16 protein-coding genes, 1 tRNA gene and 1 riboswitch are annotated in these 21345 nt (G+C 66.8%); of the genes, 12 read left to right on the top strand and 5 right to left on the bottom strand.

Going from position 1 to position 21345, the window contains the following annotated elements:
• Nucleotides 1-13 precede the first annotated feature (13 nt).
• The 6 genes from rnt (at nt 14) to phoU (ending at nt 5493) form a co-directional block, all read left to right on the top strand.
• A complete protein-coding gene (gene rnt, locus AC2EWF_RS03505) occupies nt 14-673 on the top strand; it encodes a ribonuclease T (RefSeq protein ID WP_483637958.1) in 660 nt (219 codons plus the stop codon).
• A 135-nt stretch (nt 674-808) separates the two neighbouring features.
• Nucleotides 809-1822 (top strand): phosphate ABC transporter substrate-binding protein PstS, encoded by a 1014-nt coding sequence (gene pstS, locus AC2EWF_RS03500; RefSeq protein WP_483638258.1) that lies wholly within the window; start codon nt 809-811, stop codon nt 1820-1822.
• A gap of 153 nt (nt 1823-1975) precedes the next feature.
• The gene (pstC, locus tag AC2EWF_RS03495) at nt 1976-2947 is read left to right on the top strand and encodes a phosphate ABC transporter permease subunit PstC (RefSeq protein WP_483637957.1); all 972 of its coding nucleotides are present in this window, start codon (nt 1976-1978) and stop codon (nt 2945-2947) included.
• Nucleotides 2947-3816 (top strand): phosphate ABC transporter permease PstA, encoded by an 870-nt coding sequence (pstA, locus tag AC2EWF_RS03490; RefSeq protein ID WP_483637956.1) that lies wholly within the window; start codon nt 2947-2949, stop codon nt 3814-3816. Before pstC ends, pstA begins: the two co-directional genes overlap by 1 nt.
• Nucleotides 3809-4621: a phosphate ABC transporter ATP-binding protein PstB gene (pstB, locus tag AC2EWF_RS03485; RefSeq protein ID WP_483637955.1), complete on the top strand. Its 813-nt coding sequence runs from the start codon at nt 3809-3811 to the stop codon at nt 4619-4621. The genes pstA and pstB overlap by 8 nt, the downstream gene beginning before the upstream one ends.
• A gap of 140 nt (nt 4622-4761) precedes the next feature.
• Nucleotides 4762-5493 (top strand): phosphate signaling complex protein PhoU, encoded by a 732-nt coding sequence (phoU, locus tag AC2EWF_RS03480; protein ID WP_483637954.1) that lies wholly within the window; start codon nt 4762-4764, stop codon nt 5491-5493.
• Nucleotides 5494-5571: 78 nt separating this feature from the next.
• On the opposite strand, the gene AC2EWF_RS03475 is transcribed toward phoU, so the two are convergent.
• From AC2EWF_RS03475 to rnr, 3 genes are read right to left on the bottom strand one after another with little or no spacing between them, the layout of a single operon-like run.
• Nucleotides 5572-5841, bottom strand: coding sequence for a CBU_0592 family membrane protein (locus AC2EWF_RS03475; protein ID WP_483637953.1), 270 nt, complete (start codon nt 5839-5841; stop codon nt 5572-5574).
• Nucleotides 5838-6584, bottom strand: coding sequence for a 23S rRNA (guanosine(2251)-2'-O)-methyltransferase RlmB (gene rlmB / locus AC2EWF_RS03470; protein ID WP_483637952.1), 747 nt, complete (start codon nt 6582-6584; stop codon nt 5838-5840). The genes AC2EWF_RS03475 and rlmB overlap by 4 nt, the downstream gene beginning before the upstream one ends.
• Entirely contained in the window at nt 6581-9181 is a 2601-nt protein-coding gene (gene rnr, locus AC2EWF_RS03465) for a ribonuclease R (protein WP_483637951.1), read from the bottom strand. The genes rlmB and rnr overlap by 4 nt, the downstream gene beginning before the upstream one ends.
• A gap of 136 nt (nt 9182-9317) precedes the next feature.
• On the opposite strand from rnr, the gene AC2EWF_RS03460 reads away from it, so the two are divergent.
• A tRNA-Leu gene (locus AC2EWF_RS03460) sits at nt 9318-9402 on the top strand.
• 76 nt (nt 9403-9478) lie between these two features.
• Nucleotides 9479-10096 (top strand): HAD family hydrolase, encoded by a 618-nt coding sequence (locus tag AC2EWF_RS03455; protein ID WP_483637950.1) that lies wholly within the window; start codon nt 9479-9481, stop codon nt 10094-10096.
• On the opposite strand, the gene AC2EWF_RS03450 is transcribed toward AC2EWF_RS03455, so the two are convergent.
• A complete protein-coding gene (locus tag AC2EWF_RS03450) occupies nt 10093-10503 on the bottom strand; it encodes a VOC family protein (protein WP_483637949.1) in 411 nt (136 codons plus the stop codon). The genes AC2EWF_RS03455 and AC2EWF_RS03450 overlap by 4 nt on opposite strands.
• A gap of 163 nt (nt 10504-10666) precedes the next feature.
• Nucleotides 10667-10760, top strand: a riboswitch (glycine riboswitch).
• 35 nt (nt 10761-10795) lie between these two features.
• Here AC2EWF_RS03450 and gcvP point away from each other — a divergent pair.
• The 4 genes from gcvP to AC2EWF_RS03430 all read left to right on the top strand — a co-directional run bounded on the left by gcvP (nt 10796) and on the right by AC2EWF_RS03430 (nt 18461).
• A complete protein-coding gene (gene gcvP, locus AC2EWF_RS03445) occupies nt 10796-13717 on the top strand; it encodes an aminomethyl-transferring glycine dehydrogenase (RefSeq protein WP_483637948.1) in 2922 nt (973 codons plus the stop codon).
• Between the two features lie 206 nt (nt 13718-13923).
• Nucleotides 13924-16068, top strand: a complete 2145-nt coding sequence (gene ovoA, locus AC2EWF_RS03440; protein ID WP_483637947.1) for a 5-histidylcysteine sulfoxide synthase — start codon at nt 13924-13926, stop codon at nt 16066-16068.
• Nucleotides 16065-17228, top strand: a complete 1164-nt coding sequence (locus tag AC2EWF_RS03435; RefSeq protein ID WP_483637946.1) for a MalY/PatB family protein — start codon at nt 16065-16067, stop codon at nt 17226-17228. The genes ovoA and AC2EWF_RS03435 overlap by 4 nt, the downstream gene beginning before the upstream one ends.
• Nucleotides 17229-17345: 117 nt before the next feature.
• Nucleotides 17346-18461 (top strand): hypothetical protein, encoded by a 1116-nt coding sequence (locus AC2EWF_RS03430; protein WP_483637945.1) that lies wholly within the window; start codon nt 17346-17348, stop codon nt 18459-18461.
• 82 nt (nt 18462-18543) lie between these two features.
• On the opposite strand, the gene AC2EWF_RS03425 is transcribed toward AC2EWF_RS03430, so the two are convergent.
• Nucleotides 18544-21198, bottom strand: coding sequence for a M1 family metallopeptidase (locus AC2EWF_RS03425; protein WP_483637944.1), 2655 nt, complete (start codon nt 21196-21198; stop codon nt 18544-18546).
• Between the last annotated feature and the right edge of the window lie 147 nt (nt 21199-21345).

Below are 21345 nucleotides of genomic sequence, written 5' to 3'. Positions count from 1 at the left end.
CTATGATGGCGCGGTGAATTCACCTTCTTTCTCCACCTCCAAGCTTCTCTCCCAGCGCTTCCGCGGCTTTCTGCCGGTGATCGTGGACGTGGAAACCGGCGGTTTCGATGCCGAGCGCGACGCCCTGCTGGAGATCGCCGCGATCACCGTAGGCATGGACGCACACGGCTTCCTGCACCCGCAGGCCACCGTCCACGCCCACGTCGAGCCCTTTCCCGGCGCCAACCTCGACCCGCGCGCGCTGGAAGTCACCGGCATCGACCCGGACAACCCGCTGCGCGGCGCGCTGAACGAGCGTGCCGCACTGGAGCACGTGTTCCAGGCAGTGCGCACCGCGGTGCGCGACAGCGGCTGCCAGCGCGCGATCCTGGTGGGCCACAACGCCGCGTTCGATCTGGGTTTCATCAATGCCGCGGTGCGCCGCACCGGGCACAAGCGCAATCCGTTCCACCCCTTCAGCTGCTTCGACACGGCCACCCTGGGCGGCCTAGCCTACGGCCAGACGGTGCTCAGCAAGGCGGTACAGGCCTCCGGCCGGGAGTTCGACACGCGGGAGGCGCATTCGGCAATCTACGACGCCGAGTCCACCGCGGCGCTGTTCTGCGGGATCGTCAACCGCTGGCGCCAGCTGGAAATGTTCGAGCGCGAGCGGGTCGGGGCCGACATCGACTGAGCGCTGCGCATGGCCTTGTCATCTTTCTGCAATATTCATCTCATTTCATTGCAACACGCCACCGCTGCAATGAGCGGCACCCGGGCGCCGCCCGTGCCCTCCCAAGGAGCCAACGTGTTGACCTCATCCCGTTCCATGTTCCGCCTCGGCGCGCTTGCCGCGTTGGTCGCCGCCTCGCTGGCTGCGGTATCCGCGCAGGCCACCGACATCACCGGCGCCGGTTCGAGCTTCGTCTATCCCGTGATCTCGAAGTGGTCGGCCAGCTATGCCGAGAAGACCGGCAACCACGTCAACTACCAGTCCATCGGCTCGGGCGGCGGCATCGCCCAGATCAAGGCCGGCACCGTGGACTTCGGCGCTTCCGACATGCCGCTGGATCCGGCCACCCTGCAGAAGTTCGGCTTCGGCCAGTTCCCCGACGTGATCGGCGGCATCGTGCCGGCGTTCAACGTGCAGGGCGTGGCGCCGGGCAAGATGGTGCTGGACGGCGCGACCCTGGCCGACATCTACCTGGGCAAGATCACCAGCTGGAACGATCCGGCCATCGCCAAGCTCAACCCGGGCCTGAAGCTGCCCAGCGCCAAGATCACCGTGGTGCACCGCTCGGACGGTTCGGGCACCACCTTCAACTTCTCCGACTACCTGTCCAAGGTCAGCCCGGAGTGGAAGTCCAAGGTGGGCGAAGGCACCGCCGTGAACTGGCCGACCGGCATCGGCGGCAAGGGCAACGAGGGCGTCTCGGCCTACATCAAGCAGATCCCGAATTCGCTGGGCTACGTCGAGTACGCCTATGCCCTGCAGAACCATATCGGCTACGCGCTGATGAAGAACGCCGCGGGCAAGGTGGTCAAGCCGATGACCTCCAGCTTCCAGGCTGCCGCCGCCACCGCCGACTGGGCGCACGCCAAGGACTTCGACCTGCTGATGACCAATGCGCCGGGCGCCGACGCGTGGCCGATCACCGCTACCTCGTGGGTGATCATGTACAAGCAGCCGAAGAACGCCGCCAACAGCAAGGTCACCTTCGACTTCTTCAAGTTCGCCTATGAGCACGGCCAGGAACAGGCCCGCTCGCTGGACTACGTGCCGCTGCCCGCCGCGCTGGTGAGCCAGATCGAAAGCTACTGGAAGACCGAGTTCAAGCAGTAAGCCCCGATGAAGACCCCTCCTCCTTCCGGGGAGGAGGGGTTGGGGGGTGGGTCCGGATACACTACCGGGGCGACGCAATCATCCGAACCCTCGGCCGCCCGTCGGGCACCTTCCCCGGAGGGGGAGGAAATGCACCCTCCACGCGAAGATCGCATGTCATCGACCCCCGCCGCCAATTCAGCCCCGGACGCCGACCAGCGCAGCCGCATCGATGCTCGCCACGACGCCTGGTTCCGCTGGCTGCTGAGATTCTGTGCCCTGCTGGTGCTGGCCGCGCTGCTGGGCGCCGCGCTGTCCACGCTGTGGGGCGGCCGAGAGGTGCTCTTCAAGGACGGCTTCCATTTCCTCAGCAGCGACGCCTGGAATCCGGTCACCGACGACTACGGCGCGCTGGCGCCGATCTACGGCACCCTGGTGACGTCGCTGATCGCCCTGATCCTGGCGGTCCCGGTCAGCTTCGGCATCGCCCTTTTCCTCACCGAGATCGCCCCGACCTGGCTGCGCGGCCCGGTCGCCACTGCCATCGAGTTGCTGGCCAGCATTCCGTCGATCATCTACGGCATGTGGGGCCTGTTCGTGTTCGTGCCCTTCATGGCAAGCATCGAGCCGACGCTGAGCGACACGCTGGGCAGGCTGCCGCTGGTCGGCACGCTGTTCCAGGGCCCGCCGATCGGGCTGGGCCTGCTCACCGCGGGCATCGTGCTGGCGGTGATGATCCTGCCCTTCATCTGCTCGGTGATGCGCGAGGTGTTCCAGACCGTGCCCACCCGGCTCAAGGAATCCTCCTATGCGCTGGGCTCCACCACCTGGGAGGTGGTGTGGGACATCGTGCTGCCCTACACGCGCTCGGCGGTGATCGGCGGCATCTTCCTCGGCCTCGGCCGTGCGTTGGGCGAGACGATGGCGGTGACCTTCGTGCTGGGCAACGCCTACGACCTTTCCAGCTCGCTGCTGATGCCGGGCACCTCGATCTCGTCCGCCATCGCCAACGAGTTCAACGAGGCCGTGGGCACGCACCGCTCGGCGCTGATCGCGCTGGGCTTCCTGCTGTTCGTGGTGACCTTCGTGGTGCTGCTGGTGGCCCGCCTGATGCTGCGCCGGCTGGCGCGGCGGGAGGGCGCGTGATGGCCGGTTCGGTCTACCTGCGTCGCCGCATCGTCAACGTGGCGGCCCTTGTCCTGAGCGCCTGCGCCACGCTGCTGGGCTTAGTGTTCCTGGCCTGGATCCTGTGGGTGACGCTGAAGAACGGCCTCAGCGCGATCACGCCGAGCCTGTTCACCAAGATCACCGCCTACGCCGACCAGGGCGGCCTGTCCAACGCCATCGTGGGCAGCCTGATCATGGACGTGATGGCGCTGCTGATCTGCGCGCCGATCGGCGTGCTGGCCGGTACCTTCCTCGCCGAATACGCAAACCGCACCAAGCTCGGCGCCACCATCCGCTTCCTCAACGACATCCTGCTGTCGGCACCATCCATCGTGCTGGGCCTGTTCGTATACGTGATCGTGGTGTTGCCGATGTCGAACCTCACCCACGGCAACGTCTCGTTCTCCGGCTTTGCGGGCGGGGTGGCGCTGGCGCTGATCGGCCTGCCGGTGATCGTGCGCACCACCGACGAAATGCTGCAGCTGGTGCCCGGCACGCTGCGCGAGGCCACGCTGTCGCTGGGCATCCCGCAATGGAAGATGACCGTGCAGGTGCTGATGCGCGCGGCCACCTCCGGCATCGTCACCGGCGTGCTGCTGGCGCTGGCGCGCCTGGCCGGCGAGACCGCCCCGCTGCTGTTCACCGCCTTCGGCAACAACTTCATGACCATGCACCCACTGGACAAGATGGCGAGCCTGCCGGTGGCGATCTACCAGTACACCAACGATCCCAACCCGGCCCTGCACGCCATCGCTTGGGCCGGCGCGCTGCTGATCACCCTGTTCGTGCTCACGCTCAGCCTGCTGACCCGACTGATGTTCTCCCGCCACAAGGTGCGTTATGACTGACCCCGCCGCCAACGCCGCTGACTTTGCAGCCGCCGCGGAAAGCGCCACGGCACGCACCAAGATCACGGTACGCGACCTGCACTTCCACTACGCTGCCTCCCATGCGCTGAAAGGCATCAGCATGGACATCCCGGAGAAGCAGGTCACCGCGATCATCGGCCCCTCCGGCTGCGGCAAGTCCACCCTGCTGCGCATCTTCAACCGCATCTATGCGATCTACCCGAACCTGGTGGCCAGCGGCGAGGTGCTGCTGGACGGCGAGAACATCCTCGACCCGAAGTACTCGCTGAACCGCCTGCGCAGCAAGGTCGGCATGGTGTTCCAGAAACCGGTGCCGTTCCCGATGACGATCTTCGAGAACGTGGCCTACGGCATCCGCCACCACGAGAAGCTGTCCAAGGCCGACATGGCCGACCGCGTGGAGCAGGCGCTGCGCCGCGCCGCACTGTGGGACGAGGTGAAGGACAAGCTCAAGCACAGCGCGCTCGGCCTTTCCGGCGGCCAGCAGCAGCGCCTGTGCATCGCCCGCGGCATCGCGCTCAAGCCCGAGGTGCTGCTGCTGGACGAGCCCACCTCGGCGCTGGACCCCATCGCCACCAGCCGCATCGAGCAGCTGGTGGAAGAGCTCAAGCACGACTACACCATCGTCATGGTCACCCACAACATGCAGCAAGCCGCGCGCGTCTCGGACCGCACAGCCTTCATGTACCTGGGCGAGCTGATCGAGTTCGACGTCACCGAGAAGATCTTCACCAAGCCCTCGAAGAAGCAGACCGAGGACTACATCACCGGCCGCTTCGGCTGATCCATTGAAGCCCCTCTCCCTCCGGGAGAGGGGTTGGGGAGAGGGTTCGGGGACCCTCAGCGCACCACTCCGCCCGAACCCTCATCCGCCCTTCGGGCACCTTCTCCCGAAGGGAGAAGGGAAAAACCACGAGGCACACCATGAGCACCGGCAAAGAACACATCATCAAGAGCTACGACGACGAGCTGGCGCGCCTCACCGGCGAGCTGGTGCGCATGGGCGAGCTGGCGGTGAGCCAGCTGGAGGCCGCAATCGACGTGGTCGAGCGCCGCGACGAGCGCGCCGCCCAGCACGTGGTCGGCAACGACGACGCGATCGACCTGCTCGAACAGGAGATCAGCCACGACGTGGTGCGCCTGCTAGCGCTGCGCGCGCCGATGGCCGGCGACCTGCGCAACGTGTTCGCCGCGCTGCGCATCGCCGCCGACATCGAACGCATCGGCGACTACGCGGCGAACGTGGCCAAGCGATCGATCCCGCTGTCGATGGCCGCGCCGATCAACCCCACCAGCGGGCTGGCCCACCTTGCCGAACTGGCCGCCGCCGAAGTGCGCGAAGTGCTTCGCGCCTACCGCGACCGCGACGCCGAACGCGCCTACCAGGTATGGAAGGACGACGTGGAGCTGGACGACGCCTACACCGGCTACTTCCGCCAGCTGCTCACCTACATGATGGAAGACCCGCGCAACATCACGCCGTGCACCCACCTGCTGTTCATGGCGAAGAACATCGAGCGCATCGGCGACCACGCCACCAACATCGCCGAGAACGTGTGGTACCAGGTCACCGGCGAGCCGCTCACCGCCCAGCGCAACAAGCGCGACCTCACCGCCAACCCCGAGATGCCGAAGCTGGGCGACCGCACGGATTGAGTGTCGGGCCCTTCGCACCACCCGCAGGAGCGCACCCGGTGCGCTCCTGCGCTGCTTCCGTGATGGCCATCGCCATCGTCAGTCGCTGCCCCGCCCATCGCGCTTCAGCCGCATCCCGCGCGCGATGCCGTAGATGCCGATGGCGATCCACGCCACTTCGAGCAGGAACGCCGACCAGTTGAAGTTGCCGAAGGTCAGCGAGAGCAGCACGCCGAACGCGCCGAGGATGTTCATGAGCTGGTAGGCCAGCTTGTTGCCGTGCAGCTTGCGGGCCTGCAGCAGGAAGTAGGCCAGCAGCACCAGCAGCACGCCGGCGTAGCCGGCCCAGTCGTACCAGTGGAAAGTCATCGCGGTCCGCTCCGCTGGCGCAGCGCCTCGAACAGCACGATGCCGGTCGCCACCGAAACGTTGAGGCTTTCCATCGCGCCCGGCATCGGGATCTTCGCCGTGAAATCGCAGGTTTCGCGGGTGAGCCGGCGCAGGCCTTCGCCCTCGCTGCCCATCACCACGGCCACCGGGCCCTTGAGGTCGATGGCGTAGATCGACTGGTCCGTGTCGCCGGCGAGGCCGGTGATCCACACGCCGGCGTCCTTGAGCACGCGCAGGGTGCGCGCGAGGTTGGTCACCGCGATCAGCGGCACGCGGTCCGCGCCGCCGGCCGAGGCGCGGCGCACCACGGGCGTCAGGCCCACGGCGCGGTCCTTGGGCACGATCACCGCGGTCGCATTCGCCGCCGCCGCACTGCGCAGGCAGGCGCCGAGGTTGTGCGGGTCGGTGACGCCATCGAGCACCAGCACGAGCGCGGCGTCGCCGGCCTGCTCGAGCAGGGCCGGCAGGTCGCCCTCGCCCGCCAGCGCCGGCGCCTCGTACAGCGCCACCACGCCCTGGTGGCGCGCCTCGCCCGCCAGTTTGTCGAGCTGCTCGCGCGGGCGGTGGTGCACCGGGATCTTCAGCGCCTTGGCGCGCTCGGCCAGCTCGTGCACCCGGGCGTTGCGCTGGCCGTTCTCGACCAGCAGCTCGCGCACGCGCGCGGCGTCGTTGTTGAGGGCGCCATCGACAGGGTTGATGCCGACGATCCAGTGTTCGCTCATTGCCTGCCTTTCGGTTTCGGTTTACGCGCAGCCGTCTTCTTCGCCGCTTGCGCCCCCTTGGCGGCGTTCTTGCGCGGCTGGCTGCCGCCCTTCTTCGCTGCCGGCCCGGAGTGTGCCGCGACGGGTGGCGGATTATCGCGCGGCGGCGGCACGGTGGGCGAGACCGCCTGCTCGCGCCGGCCGAACATGCGGCCGATCGCCTGCGCCGCCTTGCCCATCATGCCGGGCGCCTTGCTGCCGGGCAGCGAATAACGCTCGCCCGCAGCGGCGTAGTCGTAGGACTTGCCCGTGCGCGGCGGCGGTGCGGTGGCGCCGCGCGGCGCCACCAGCCGGAAGTCGATCTTGCGGTCCTCCAGGCTGGCGCGCAGCACCTGCACGCGCACGTGGTCGCCCAGCCGGTAGTGCGCGCCGGTACGCTCTCCCTTCAGCAGATGGCGCTGCGGATCGAAATGGTAGTAGTCGTTGCTGAGCTGGCTGATGTGCACCAGGCCCGACACCTTCGATTCGTCCAGCTCCACGAACAGGCCGAACGAGGTGACGCCAGTGACGAGTCCGGCGAACTCCTCGCCCACGTGCTTGGCCATCCAGGCGCACTTGTAGCGCTCGTCCACGTCACGCTCGGCCTCCTCGGCGCGGCGTTCGCGCTGCGAGCAGTGCACCGCCATCGTGGCCATCTGCGCAGGGGTGTACTCGTAGCCGGCTGGCTTGCCGCCGGTGAGCGCATAGCGGATGGCGCGATGCACCAGCAGGTCCGGATAACGCCGGATCGGCGACGTGAAGTGCGCGTAGGCCGAGAGCGCGAGGCCGAAATGACCGCGGTTGTCGGGCTGGTACGCCGCCATGCTCTGCGCGCGCAGCAGCACGCTCTGGATCAGCTCGCGTTCGGGGCGCTCGGCCACCAGCCGCAACACGTCGGCAAAGTCGGCCGGCGTCACCTCCTCCACCGGTGGCATGCGCAGCTTGAACTCCCGCAGGAACTGCTGCAGGTCCTCGTACTTCTCCGCCGGCGGCGGCTCATGCGCGCGGAACAGCGCAGGGACCTTCTTCTTTTCCAGGAACAGCGCCGCCTGCACGTTGGCGGCGATCATGCATTCCTCGATCAGCTTGTGCGCGTCGTTGCGCGCGGTGGCGCCGGCCGACTCCACCTCGCCGCGCTGGTCGAGGCGGAATTTCACCTCGGGCGTCTCGAAGTCGATCGCACCGCGTCGCTTGCGTTGCGCGGCCATCGCCTTGTACAGCGCATGCAGGTTTTCCAGTTGCGGCAGCACGTCGGCCACCGCAGCCAGCGCGCCGGCTTCGCGCAGGCCCACCGCCTGCCACACCTGGTCGTAGGTAAGCCGTGCATGCGAGCGCATCACCGCCGGGTAGAACTTCGACTTGTCCACTTCACCGGCGGCGTCGACCACCATGTCGCACACCATGCACAGGCGCTCGACCTTCGGATTGAGCGAGCAGATGCCGTTGGAAAGAGTCTCCGGCAGCATCGGCACCACGAAGCCCGGAAAATACGTGGAGGTGCTGCGCTCGAACGCCTCCCGGTCCAGCGCGCTGCCTACCGGCACGTAGTGCGAAACGTCGGCGATGGCGACGACCAGGCGCCAGCCGCCGCCGCGCTTCGGCTCGGCATAGACCGCGTCGTCGAAGTCGCGCGCGTCGGCGCCGTCGATGGTCACCAGCGGCAGCTTGCGCAGGTCCACGCGACCCTCGCGCTCGGCGGCGGCGACCTCGGGCTCCACCTCGGTCGCATCGCGCAGCACCTCGGGCGGCCATTCGCGCGGCAGGTCGTGGCTGGCGATCGCCATCTCGATCAGCAGCGAAGGCTGCAGGCGCTCGCCCAGCACGGCGCGGATCGCACCCAGCGGGCCGCGGTGCGGCGTGGGCGGATCGGTGATCTCGACCACCACGATCTGGCCGGCGCGCGCGCCCTGCGTCTCGCCGGGCGGGATCATCACGTCCTGGTGCAGACGGCGGTCGTCCGGCGCCACCAAGGTCACGCCGTTCTCCACGACGACGCGACCGACGAGGCGCGGCGAGCGGCGCTGCAGCACTTCGGCGATGGCGCCCTGGCGGCGGCCGCGCCGGTCCACGCCCACCACGCTGGCCAGCACGCGGTCGCCGTGCAGCACGCCGCGCATCTGCTGCGGCGAAAGGTAAAGGTCCGCGCCGCCTTCGTCCGGGCGCAGGAAGCCGTAGCCTTCGGCGTTCGCCAGCACTACGCCGGGAATCAGGTCGAGCTTCCGCACCGGCGCGTAGCCGCCACGACGGCCCAGCAGCAGCTGGCCGTCGCGCACCATCGCGCCCAGGCGCTTGTGCAGCGCCTGCAGGTCGTTCGCGTCGTGCAGCGCCAGCGCCTCGGCGATGCGCGCCTCGGTGAGCAGCTCGGCGCGTTCTTCCAGCAGGGCGAGGATGGCCTCGCGGCTGGGGATGGGCCGCTCGTAGCGCTGCGCCTCGCGTTCGGCCTGTGGGTCGTGCGGGCCGGCCGGCCGGCGCTGCTTGCCGGCAGCCGGGATCGCGCCCGCATTCTTGCGGGCGGACGGGGTCTTGCGGATCGGCGTGCGGCTGCCCGCGCGCTGGTCTTCCTTGTTTTTCTTGGTCACGAAATCGCCTTGTGTGGATGGCTGCGCCGCGCACGGTGCAGCCGCATGGAATGATGCGTCAACAAAGTGTTGACAGGGCCCGGGCCGATCCCTAATCTACGCGGCTCACGCAGCCGGAACGGCTCGCGCGACACCTGCCCAGGTGGCGGAATTGGTAGACGCACTAGTTTCAGGTACTAGCGGGTAAAACCGTGGAGGTTCGAGTCCTCTCCTGGGCACCAATTGTAGACGAAGCCCGCAGCGATGCGGGCTTCGTCGTTTTCGCCATCCGCAACTGCAGCAACGGACGAGTCGCCGATGACGCCTGCGCCACATGCCCTCGCGGACCGACGGCACTGGGTGTTCGATCTCGACGGGACGCTGACCGTCGCGGTGCACGACTTCGCGGCGATCCGGCGGGCACTGGGCATCCGCGAGGACGAGGACATCCTCGCCCACCTCGCTGCCTTGCCCGTGCAGGAGGCAGGCGGCAAGCGCGCATGGCTGCTCGAACATGAACGCGGGCTCGCGCAGCACTCCCGTCCCGCCGCCGGCGCGGTACCCCTGGTGCGCGCGCTGGCGGCACGTGGCTGCCGGCTCGGCATCCTCACCCGCAACCTGCGCGAACTGGCCATGATTTCGCTGGAGGCGATCGGCGTGGCCGACTGCTTCGACCCGACCGACGTGCTGGGTCGCGAAGACGCGGCGCCCAAACCCGATCCCGCCGGCCTGCATCTGCTGGCCGCACGCTGGGCGGTCGATCCCGCCCGGTTGACCATGGTCGGCGACTACGCCTACGACCTGGCCTGCGCCCGCGCCGCCGGTGCGCAGGCCGTGCTGGTGAGCCAGCCAGGGAACCGCTGGCCCGACCTGGCCGACTGGCACTTTGCCGACTGTTTCAAGCTGGCGGCCGCGCTGGACGCCACGGCCACCTAGGCATCCGAGGCAGGCCCCTTCAACTCGACCAGGTTGCCCTGCGGGTCGTAGCAGTAGATCGACGGGCCGTTGCCGCGCGCGCCGTAGCGCATGCCCAGCTCGCCGAGGCGCACGCCGTGCGTCTCGAGGTGGGCCAGGATCGCCGCCTCGTCGTAATCCTCCACGCGCAGGCACAGGTGATCCATGTTGTGGCCTTCCCTGCCCGGCGCCACGCCACCCAGCCGGCCCAGCCTGCCGTCCAGGCCCACCAGGTCGATCAGCGAGGTGCCGGCACGCAGCTGCACCAGGCCGATTTCGTCCTGCCGGCGTTCCTCGCGACAACCCAGCACGTCGCAGTAGAAGCGCTGCATCGCGGCGACATCGATGGCGCGCAGCACGACATGGTCGATTTCGCCGATGCGGATCATGGCGGCTCCGGGGATGGGGAGGCCCCGAGCATAGCGCTTCATTGGTCTGCCCCCTGTATAATTGGCGCGGTAAACGCATGGTGGGAGAAGCGGTCGCCCTTCGGGGATGCGCCGCTGCCGAAGGCGCAACGCCCGTAATCGCTCAGGCCCCATACCATCCTGCGTACAGCACTCTGGAGAGAGCGGTTCGATCCGCCGCCGAAGGGGCACGAGGCGCAAGCCTCCAAACTCTCAGGCAAAAGGACAGAGGGGCGCCCGCGTGCGGCATGCACGCAGAATTCGGACGCCCCTCATGAGCCAGAACACTCCCTCCCTGCGCGAGCTGGAACACCACGACGCCTTCATCGCGCGCCACATCGGCCCCAACGACACCGAGATCGCGCACATGCTGCACACCGTCGGTCACGATTCGCTGGACGCGATGACCGACGCGATCGTGCCGGCGAAGATCAAGTCGGCCGCGGCGCTGGCACTCCCTGCCGCGATGGGCGAGGTGGATGCGCTGGCGAAGATCCGTGCGATCGCCGGCAAGAACCAGGTGCTCCGCAGCTTCATCGGCCAGGGCTACTACGGCACCCATACGCCCAACGTCATCCTGCGCAACATCCTCGAGAACCCGGCCTGGTACACGGCCTACACGCCGTACCAGGCGGAGATCTCGCAGGGCCGCATGGAAGCGCTGATCAACTTCCAGACCATGTGCGCCGACCTCACCGGCATGGAAATCGCCAACGCCTCGCTGCTGGACGAGGCCACCGCGGCGGCCGAGGCGATGACCCTGGCCAAGCGTTCGGCCAAGGCCAAGGGCAATGTCATCGTGGTGTCCGGCGATGCGCATCCGCAGACCATCGAGGTGATGCAGACGCGCGCCGAACCATTGGGCCTGACGATCAAGCTGGCCAACTCCGCCGGGGAATGGGACGCCGCGATCGCCGCGGACGACTACTTCGCGGCGCTGATCCAGTACCCGGCCAGCAGCGGCTGGCTGCTGGACTGGAGCGACGAGGTCGCGAAGATCCACGCCAGGGGCGCGCTGGCCATCTTCGCCAGCGACCTGCTGGCGCTGACCCTGCTCAAGCCGCCGGGCGAGATGGGCGCCGACATCGTCATCGGCAACTCGCAGCGCTTCGGCGTGCCGTTCGGTTTCGGCGGCCCGCACGCCGCCTTCATGGCCTGCCGCGACGCCTACAAGCGCTCGATGCCGGGCCGCCTGATCGGCGTGTCCATCGACGCCGAAGGCAACAAGGCCTACCGCCTCACCCTGCAGACGCGGGAGCAGCACATCCGCCGCGAGAAGGCCACCAGCAACATCTGCACCGCGCAGGTGCTGCTCGCCGTGATGGCCTCGATGTACGCCGTCTACCACGGTCCGGAAGGCCTCACCCGCATCGCCTCCCGCGTGGCACGCCTCACCGCGATCCTCAAGGCCGGCCTGCAGCAGCTCGGCTTCACCCAGTTCCACCATGACAGCGCGTTCGACACGCTGGGCCTGAAGACCGGCGAGCGCACCGACGCCATCGCGGCGCGCGCGGTGGCGCTGGGCGCCAACCTGCGCAAGGCGTGGGGCGAGTACCTGTGCATCTCGCTGGACGAGACCACCACCCGCGCCGACATCGAACTGCTGTGGCGCATCTTCGGCGGCGACGATGCGAAGCTGCCCAGCATCGACGCGCTGGACGCCAGCGCGCCATCGCTGATCCCGCAGGACCTGCGGCGTACCTCGGGCTTCCTCACCCACCCGGTGTTCAACACGCACCACAGCGAGCACGAGCTGCTGCGCTACCTGCGCGCGCTGGCCGACAAGGACCTGGCGATGGACCGCACGATGATCCCGCTGGGTTCGTGCACCATGAAGCTCAACGCCACCGCCGAGATGATCCCGGTGACCTGGCCCGAGTTCGCCAACATCCACCCGTTCGCCCCGGCCGCGCAGACGCAGGGCTACCAGGAACTCATCGCCGGGCTGGAAGCGCAGCTGGTGGAGATCACCGGCTACGACGCGGTGAGCCTGCAGCCGAACTCCGGCGCACAGGGCGAATATGCGGGCCTCCTGGCCATCCGCGCCTACCATCGGTCGCGCGGCGAAGGCCATCGCGACATCTGCCTGATCCCCGAGTCCGCCCACGGCACCAACCCGGCCTCCGCGAACCTGTGCGGCATGAAGGTGGTGGTCACCCGGTGCGACGCCAACGGCAACGTGGACCTGGAAGACATCCGCGTGCAGGCCGAGAAGCATTCGGCCAACCTCGCCGCGATCATGCTCACCTACCCGTCCACCCACGGCGTGTTCGAGGAAGACGTGGTGGCGATCTGCGACATCGTCCACCAGCACGGCGGCCAGGTGTACACCGACGGCGCCAACATGAATGCGCTGGTGGGCGTCGCCAAGCCCGGCAAGTGGGGCTCGGACGTCAGCCACCTCAACCTGCACAAGACGTTCTGCATCCCGCACGGCGGCGGCGGCCCCGGCGTGGGTCCGTGCGCGGTACGTTCGCACCTCGCGCCGTTCCTGCCGCGTGCGCTCGGCGAAGACGGTGCGCGCACCCAGGGTACCGGCAACGGCGCAATGGTCAGCGCCGCCACCTTCGGCAGCGCGTCGATCCTGCCGATCTCGTGGATGTACATCACCCTGATGGGCTCGGCGGGCCTGCGCAAGGCCACCCAGGTGGCGCTGCTCAACGCCAACTACATCGCCAGGCGCCTGGCCCCGCACTACCCCACGCTGTACACCGGCCGCAACGGCCTGGTGGCGCACGAGTGCATCCTCGACCTCCGCCCGATCAAGGACGCCACCGGCATCAGCGCCGAGGACGTGGCCAAGCGCCTGATCGACTTCGGCTTCCACGCGCCCACGCTGTCCTTCCCGGTCGCCGGCACGCTGATGGTCGAGCCCACCGAGAGCGAGTCGCAGTACGAGCTGGATCGCTTCATCGACGCGATGATCCAGATCCGCGAGGAGATCCGCGCGGTGGAGGAAGGCAAGCTCGACCGCGACGACAACCCGCTGCGCAACGCCCCGCATACGGCGTTCGCGGTGAGCGCCAGCGAGTGGACGCACGCCTATCCGCGCGAACTGGCTGCCTTCCCGCTGCCCTCGCTGAAGCTGCAGAAGTACTGGTCGCCGGTGGCGCGGGTGGACAACGTCTACGGCGACAAGAACATCATGTGCGCCTGCATCCCGGTGGATGCGTACAAGGAAGAGGCCGAGGCGTAAACGTCCGCTCCCCATCCCAGCCCGCCGGGATGGGACCGCAACGAAAAGCCCCGCCCCGTGCGGGGCTTTTCGTTGCGCGGGATTGAATCCGCGGCGCCCCGCCTCACGTATGACAGGTGCTCCCGCCCTTCGGGCCGCACCGCATGTCGCATGCCAGAATGCGGGCTCCGGGCGCCAACGTTTCCCCGGGATCGAGAGGTACCGCCTTGAACGCTTCCACGCTCGCCGAGCCTGCGCCACGCGCCGCCACGCTGCCGTTGCCGCGCACGCCGAACCTGCACGAAACCGATCCCGCGCGCATGCGCCGGACGCTGCGCGAGTACTTCACCAGCACCTTCGACCGCTACGAGTCGCTGTTCGAGACGCTCGCCGTCGACGCGGCCTGGTACGAGCCGCCGATCACGCTGCGCCATCCGCTGATCTTCTACTACGGCCATACCGCCACGTTCTTCGTCAACAAGCTGCTGCTGGCGCGCCTGATCGAGGAGCGCATCGACCCGTACCTCGAATCCGTGTTCGCGGTGGGCGTGGACGAAATGGGCTGGGACGACCTCAACGACGCCCACTACGACTGGCCGAGCATCGCCGAGGTGAAGGCCTACCGCGACAAGGTGCGCGCGCTGATCACCCGGCTGATCGACGAGGCGCCACTGACCCTGCCGATCGGCTGGGACAATCCGTGGTGGGCCATCGTCATGGGCATCGAGCACGAGCGCATCCACCTGGAAACCTCGTCGGTGCTGATCCGCCAGCACAAGCTTGCCTACGTGAAGCCGCACCCGGCATGGCAACCCTGCACCGAGAGCGGCGAAGCGCCGGACAACACCCTGGTGAAGGTGGCCGCCGGCAAGGTCGCGTTGGGCCGCGACATTTCCAGCGCTGTCTATGGCTGGGACAATGAATACGGTCGCCACGAGGCCGAGGTGCCCGCCTTCGAGGCCAGCCGCCACCTGGTCAGCAACCGGGAGTTCCTCGCCTTCGTCGAGGCCGGCGGCTACGCGCAATCCGGTTACTGGGAAGACGAAGGCAACGCCTGGCGCGAATTCGCCAAGGCCGCCCACCCTACCTTCTGGCGCAGCTCGGCCGAGGGCTGGCAACTGCGCCTGATGACCGGCGAGGTGCCGATGCCGTGGGACTGGCCGGTGGAGGTGAACTACCACGAGGCCAAGGCATTCTGCCGCTGGAAATCCGCGCACGGCGGCCAGCCGGTGCGCCTTCCCACCGAGGACGAGTGGTACCGCCTGTACGCCGAAAGCCGGCGTGGCGCGCCCGATGGCAAAACACCGGACGCCAACCTCAACCTCGCCCACTGGGCCTCGTCATGCCCCGTGAACCGCTTCGCCCAGGGCGAGTTCTTCGACGTCGCCGGCAACGCATGGCAGTGGACGGAAACCCCGATCTATCCGTTCGAGGGCTTCCAGGTGCATCCGATCTACGACGACTTCAGCACACCCACCTTCGACGGCCGCCACAACCTGATGAAGGGCGGCTCGTGGATCGCTACCGGCAACGAGGCCGAGGCCGCCTCGCGCTACGCCTTCCGCCGCCACTTCTTCCAGCATGCGGGGTTCCGCTACGTGATTTCCAAGCACCTCAAGCCGGCTCCAGCCTCGCACTACGAGACCGACAAGCTGCTCTCCGAATACGCCGAGTTCCATTACGGCGACAGCTATTTTGGCGTGCCGAACTTCCCGCAGGCGCTGGTGCAACTGGCAACTACGGCGCTGGGCGACGCGCCGAAACGCACCGCGCTGGACCTGGGCTGCGCCTCCGGCCGGGCCAGCTTCGAACTGGCGCGCCACTTCGGCCACGTCACCGGCGTGGATTTCTCCGCACGCTTCATCGGCCAGGGCGTGGCGTTGGCCCGCGGTGACAGCCTGCGCTACCTGCTGCAGGACGAAGGCGAGTTGGTCGAATACAAGTCGCGCAACCTCGCCGAGCTGGGCCTCGCGGACGTCGCCAACAAAGTGGAGTTCTTCCAGGGCGACGCCTGCAACCTCAAGCCGCAACTCACCGGCTACGACTTCATCCTCGCCGCCAACCTGATCGATCGGCTGTACAACCCGGCGCAATTCCTCGAAGCCATCCACGAACGCCTGAATCCGGGCGGCATCCTGATGATCACCTCGCCCTACACCTGGCTGGCCGAGCACACGCCACGTGCCGACTGGGTGGGCGGCTTCAAGAAAGACGGCGAGAGCTTCACCACGCTGGACGGCCTCGACGCCATCCTCGGTGCGCACTTCCAGCGGCTGGGCGAACCGCAGTCGGTGCCGTTCGTGATACGCGAGACGCGGCGCAAGTTCCAGCACACCTTGTCCGAGGTGACGCTGTGGCGGCGGCGCGCGTGAACTTCGATTTCGACCGGCCCGTCGACCGCAGCGGCACCCACGCGCTGAAGTTCGACGGCCGCCGGCAGAAATTCGGCAGCGACACCGTGCAGCCGATGTGGGTGGCCGACATGGATTTCGCCGTGCCGCCTTGCGTGAGTGAGGCCGTGACCGCCCGCGCGCGGCATCCGCTCTACGGTTACACGCTGTATCCCGACAGCCTGCTGCAGGCGCTCGTCGACTGGTGCGCGCGCCGCCACCGCCTGCCGCTCGAACGCGAGTGGCTGGTGCCAGCCAGCGGCGTACTGGCCGCGATGATCGCGGCAATCCAGGCCTGCACTGCCGCGGGTGACGCGGTGATCGTGCAGCCGCCGGCGTACCCCGGCTTCTTCCGCGCGGTGGAAGACAGCGGCCGCCGCCTGCTGCACAACCCGCTGCGCGAAACCGACGGCCGCTACGCGATGGATCTCGCGCAACTGGAGCAGCAGGCCAGCGACGGCGCACGCGCCCTGCTGCTGTGCAACCCACACAACCCGGTCGGCCGCGCGTGGACGCCGGACGAGCTGGAGAGTGTGCTGCACATCGCGCGCCGCCACGGCCTCACCGTCATCACGGACGAAGTCCACGGCGACCTCGTGCTGCCCGGCGCCAGCCACCATCCTTTGCTAGGCCTCGCGCATGCGGACGACCGCGTCATCGCCGTGCTCTCGCCCGGCAAGACCTTCAACCTGCAGGGGCTGGGCCTGTCCGTGTTGGCGGCGCCGCGCCCCGACCAGTGCGCCGCGCTGCGGCACGCGGTGGACACCCTGCACCTGGGCGACGCCAACCCCTTCGCCATCGCCGCCGCCGAAGCCGCCTGGCGCGGCGGCGACCCGTGGCTCGACGCCCTGCGCAGCTACCTCGCCGGCACCCATGACTTCGTCGCCAATGCCCTGCGCACGCGCCTCCCCGCGATCCGCCTCGTGCCCCCGGAAGCCAGCTACCTGCTGTGGCTGGACTGCCGCACGCTGGGCATGGAAGACGCAGCACTGCGCGACTTCTTCATCCACCGCTGCCAGCTCGGCCTGAATCCCGGCACCGACTTCGGCACTGGCGGCAGCGGCTTCATGCGTATGAATATCGGTACGCCTCGGGGCAATGTCGAGATGGCGCTGGAGGCTATCGAGGCGGCGTTGGGTTAACACTGCTTGCCAATGCCTATGACTCTCCAAAGCGAACACAACACGCACACTCATGAGAAGCAGTGCGAACGACCGACGTGGCAGCGGTTTACGTAGGAACCAACAGAAGGGGAAGCAATGAATGCCGAACGGTTACACGCGATTGCCGCCGCAATCCGAACGGACTTTGGTAATACAAACTTTTTGCCGAAGCTTCAGCAACTCGTACAGTCTACCGCCAATCTATCTCAACAACCAAATCAACAGCAATTCCAGAACCAAGTCGCGCAATACCGAGAAGCGGTCATCGATGCCTTACGTAGCTCCAGACTCAACGAGTTTAGCCCTGCGTGGAGGCAAGTTATCGCGGAGATAGGAGGAGAAATATTTTTCGACGGTCGACTTGAAGGAGAAATAACTAACCTCTTTTCTATCAACCAAGTGACGCCTAATGCGCTCAATAGCTCGCTTCAAAAGATTCATGCTGACGCACAGGGCTGGTTTGAAGCCATCACCGAACTTAATAATGCATTTGATAGATTGGATATAGGCAGTGAAGATTTATCGCCGGGCGAGTGCGAATTGGGAGTTCTTATTCCTCGAACCTTCGTTGACAATCGACTAGATCGCTTCTCGGCAGAGCTATCGCAACTCAACAAGATGTTTAGTGTATTTGCGGAAATTACAACTGGATCGAGGCCTGGATTCAAGATCAGGACGATTTCGTCATCTGACCTGACCATCTATCTGGAGGCTGCACCAAAAGTCTGCGCGTGCATTGCCTTGGCGATTGAACGAATTGTTGCTCTATATAAGAGCCTCTTGGAGATTCGCAAACTGCAGGGCGAGCTAAAAAAGCAAGGACTTCAAGATGATAGCCTCAAAGGCGTCCGAGAACACGCCGAAAATCTTATTACACAAGGCGTAGATAAGATTGCCGACGAAATTCTTGAAAAGAATAACGTCAAACAGCGCGATGGCCGCGAGAACGAAATTTCCATAGAATTGAGAATGACCCTCAAAAAGATCGCCGCGCGTATCGATCGCGGCTTCAATATAGAGATTCGCATGGAAATGCCCAGGAAAGAACAAGTGGGTGAAGCCGTTGAGAACGAAGCGATATCGAGCTTTGAAACGATCAAGGAGGCGGGACCCAACATGCAATTCCTAAAAATGAGTGGCGATCCCATCCTCACGCTTCCCAATGGAGACGCGGACGGAGAACCAGACAAATCGAAGTCACCAGCAAATTAAACAACGCTCGCTCAACTGGATGGCTTCATCACTAAAAACAAGGCCCCGCATGCGGGGCCTTGTCGTATCACTTACAGAAAACTCAACCGCCGTTCTTCGCCAGCCACGCGTCCACCGCCGGCAGGCGATCCTTGCGGACCATCATGCGGTACTCGATGTTGGCGATCACCGCGTTCGCCGGGCGACGCGCGGAGGGATCAATGGTGGCCTCGTAGGCCTTGATCTTGGCGATCATCGCAGGATCGAACGAGCTGTTGCCCAGCGACGGGTAGTAGCGGCTGCTGGAGGTGGAGTCGACCAGCTTGTCCACCTGCGCACGGTGCGCCATGGCGAAGTCGTAGGCCAGTTCCGGGTGCTGCCAGGACACGCCGCGGATCATCCCAGCGCTGTTGGTGGCGCCCGGCTCGGGGGTGAGCGCAAGGTCCAGTGCGCGCTGCGCCAGCGCCTTGTCCTTGGCGTAGGACAGCAGGCCGTACAGGCGATCCCTGATCATCGGCGACTTCTCGGCCTTGGCCTCGGCGTGCAGCTTGTCCCAGGTGGCCGCGTCCGCATGCTGCGCCACGATGGCGAGGATGATCTTGCGCAGGGCCGGCGGCACCGCCTTGGGGTCGGTGGCCTGGGCGTCGTAGCGGCGGCGCACTTCCTTCAGCATGTCCGCGTCGCCCAGCTCGGACAGCGCGCCGATCAGCTGCGTGCGCAGCAGCGTGGTCGAGGTGCTCTCGTCCGGCCTGGCGTCCCAGCCCACGCGCGCGAACACCGGCTTGAGCTGCGCCACGGCATAGGTGCGGAAGCGGTCCTGCCGCGCCTTGTCGCCGCGGTAGTACTGGTCCAGTCCTTCCAGGCTCCTGGTCACCTCCGCCCAGATTGCCGGCGCGGCATCGGCCGGCGTGGCCTTGGCCATATCGAGGAAATCCGAGACCGGTTCGAGGCCGGCCATGCTCTCGGCCCAGGTGTCGCTCATCAGGCCGAGCTGGTCGATCGGCGCGAGCTTGTTGAAGTCCTGCTTCAGCGCGGCGAGCTGCGCCGGCGCGTACAGTGTGCGGTAGTAGCCGGTCTGCCCTGCATTCACCAGCACCGGACCGCAGCCCTTCAGCTTCAGCGTGGCGGAGCCGTTCACCAGCGTGCTGGATGCGGCGTTGCCCACCACCTCGGCGATCACCGGCACGTGCCAGCGCAGCGGCTGCTTATTCGGGCGATCCTTGGTGAACTCGCCCTGGCTGAGCTTGAGGGTGGTCTCGCCGTTGCTGCACATGGCCGAATCCACCTTGATCAGCGGCACGCCCGGCTGCAGCGTGAAGTCGTGCGCCACCTGGGTGATCGGCTTGCCGCCGGCCACGCCGTCCATCGCATGCCACAGGTCGTCGGACACCGTGTTGCCGTAGGCGTGGGCCTTGAGGTAGTTGTGCACGCCCTGGCGCCACGCCTCGGGACCAACGTAGGCTTCCAGCATGCGGATCACCGCCTCGCCCTTGGAATAGGTGATGGTGTCGAAGGCCTGGCTGGCCTGCTCCACCGTGTCGATCTTCTGCACGATGGGATGCGTTGTGGCCACCGCGTCGACCGACATCGCGCCTTCGCGCACGCCCACGGTATCGAGCACGGTGTTCCACTCCGGATGCACTTTCTCGGTTTCGCGCTCGGCCATCCACGACGCGAAACCCTCGTTGAGCCACAGGTTGTCCCACCAGTTCATGGTCACCAGGTCGCCGAACCACTGGTGCGCCATCTCGTGCGCGGCGGTGTTGAACACCTCCATCTTGTCGCCCTGGGTGGAGTACGACGGGTCAAGCAGCATCGCGTACTCGAAGGTGAAGATCGCGCCCCAGTTCTCCATCGCCGAGAAGAACTGGCTGCTGCCCGGCGCGGCGATGTTGTCCAGCTTCGGCAGCGGGTACTTGATGCCGAAGTACTGGTTGTAGTCGTGCAGGACGGTCTTGGCCGACTCCAGCGTGAAGGCCGCCTGCGCGCCTTTGCCCTTCTGCATCACCACGCCGATCTCGGTGCCGTCCGAGGTGGTGGTGACGCGGTCGAAGTCGCCGAGGCCGAAGAACAGCAGGTAGGTGGACATCTTCGGCGTGGTCCGGAAGGTCACCTTCTCCATGCCGTCGCCGGCACCGGTCTTCGAAGCCACCGGCATGTTGCTCACCGCCATTTCATTGCTCGGCACGGTGACGCTGAGGTCGAAAGTGGCCTTGTACGCCGGTTCGTCCCACGAGGGGATGAAGCGGCGCGCATCGGAGTTCTCGAACTGGGTGAACAGCGCGCGCTTCTGCCCGGTTGCGGTGGGGTAGTCGATGGCGAACAAGCCGTTGGCCTGGGTGCCGATGGTGCCCACGTAGTCCATTGCCAGCTTGTATCGGCCCGGCGCGATGGGCTTGTCGAAGCTGAAGGTGGCGGTCTGCGTCTTTTCGTCCACCGCGACCCTGGCCTTGATGGCCGCGCCCTTGCCCGAGGCCGGCGCCAGCGTCACCGACGAGAACGTCATCCCTGCCGCGTTGAGGGTGATACTGGCGCTGGGCTTGAGCACCTGCACGTCCACGGTGACCTGGCCGTCGAAGTTCAGCTTGTCCGCATGGGGCGTGATGGCCACGGCGTAATGCGTGGGCCGGACGTTGCGCGGCAACTGCGTGGGGGTCTGCGACGCCGCGGCGGCCTCGTGCTGCGCCGGCATGGCCAGCGTCGCGCCGGCGGACACGGCGAGCGCCAGCGCGATCGCGGAAACCAGTGACTTGCGCATGGAACCTCTCCTTGGAGGACAACGGTGGGTGGATTACCCCCCATGGTGGCGTCCGGCGGAACGGGCAGGAATGGCCGGAAGTCATGCCTGTCGCACCTGCTTCGCACCGCCTTTCGCCCGTTCCGCGCCTGCCGAACCCGGCTTGGT

Source organism: Rhodanobacter sp. sgz306013 (assembly GCF_057031145.1).
This window is presented reverse-complemented; position numbering and strand designations above follow the sequence as displayed.

Excerpts from the sequence above, each read along its gene's own strand:
- AC2EWF_RS03475 (WP_483637953.1), bottom strand. The coding sequence starts at position 5,841 with ATGACTTTCCACTGGTACGACTGGGCCGGCTACGCCGGCGTGCTGCTG.
- AC2EWF_RS03455 (WP_483637950.1), top strand. The coding sequence starts at position 9,479 with ATGACGCCTGCGCCACATGCCCTCGCGGACCGACGGCACTGGGTGTTC.
- pstS (WP_483638258.1), top strand. The coding sequence starts at position 809 with ATGTTCCGCCTCGGCGCGCTTGCCGCGTTGGTCGCCGCCTCGCTGGCT.
- phoU (WP_483637954.1), top strand. The coding sequence starts at position 4,762 with ATGAGCACCGGCAAAGAACACATCATCAAGAGCTACGACGACGAGCTG.
- AC2EWF_RS03430 (WP_483637945.1), top strand. The coding sequence starts at position 17,346 with ATGAATGCCGAACGGTTACACGCGATTGCCGCCGCAATCCGAACGGAC.
- rlmB (WP_483637952.1), bottom strand. The coding sequence starts at position 6,584 with ATGAGCGAACACTGGATCGTCGGCATCAACCCTGTCGATGGCGCCCTC.
- AC2EWF_RS03450 (WP_483637949.1), bottom strand. The coding sequence starts at position 10,503 with ATGATCCGCATCGGCGAAATCGACCATGTCGTGCTGCGCGCCATCGAT.
- pstA (WP_483637956.1), top strand. The coding sequence starts at position 2,947 with ATGGCCGGTTCGGTCTACCTGCGTCGCCGCATCGTCAACGTGGCGGCC.
- gcvP (WP_483637948.1), top strand. The coding sequence starts at position 10,796 with ATGAGCCAGAACACTCCCTCCCTGCGCGAGCTGGAACACCACGACGCC.
- pstC (WP_483637957.1), top strand. The coding sequence starts at position 1,976 with ATGTCATCGACCCCCGCCGCCAATTCAGCCCCGGACGCCGACCAGCGC.
- AC2EWF_RS03425 (WP_483637944.1), bottom strand. The coding sequence starts at position 21,198 with ATGCGCAAGTCACTGGTTTCCGCGATCGCGCTGGCGCTCGCCGTGTCC.
- pstB (WP_483637955.1), top strand. The coding sequence starts at position 3,809 with ATGACTGACCCCGCCGCCAACGCCGCTGACTTTGCAGCCGCCGCGGAA.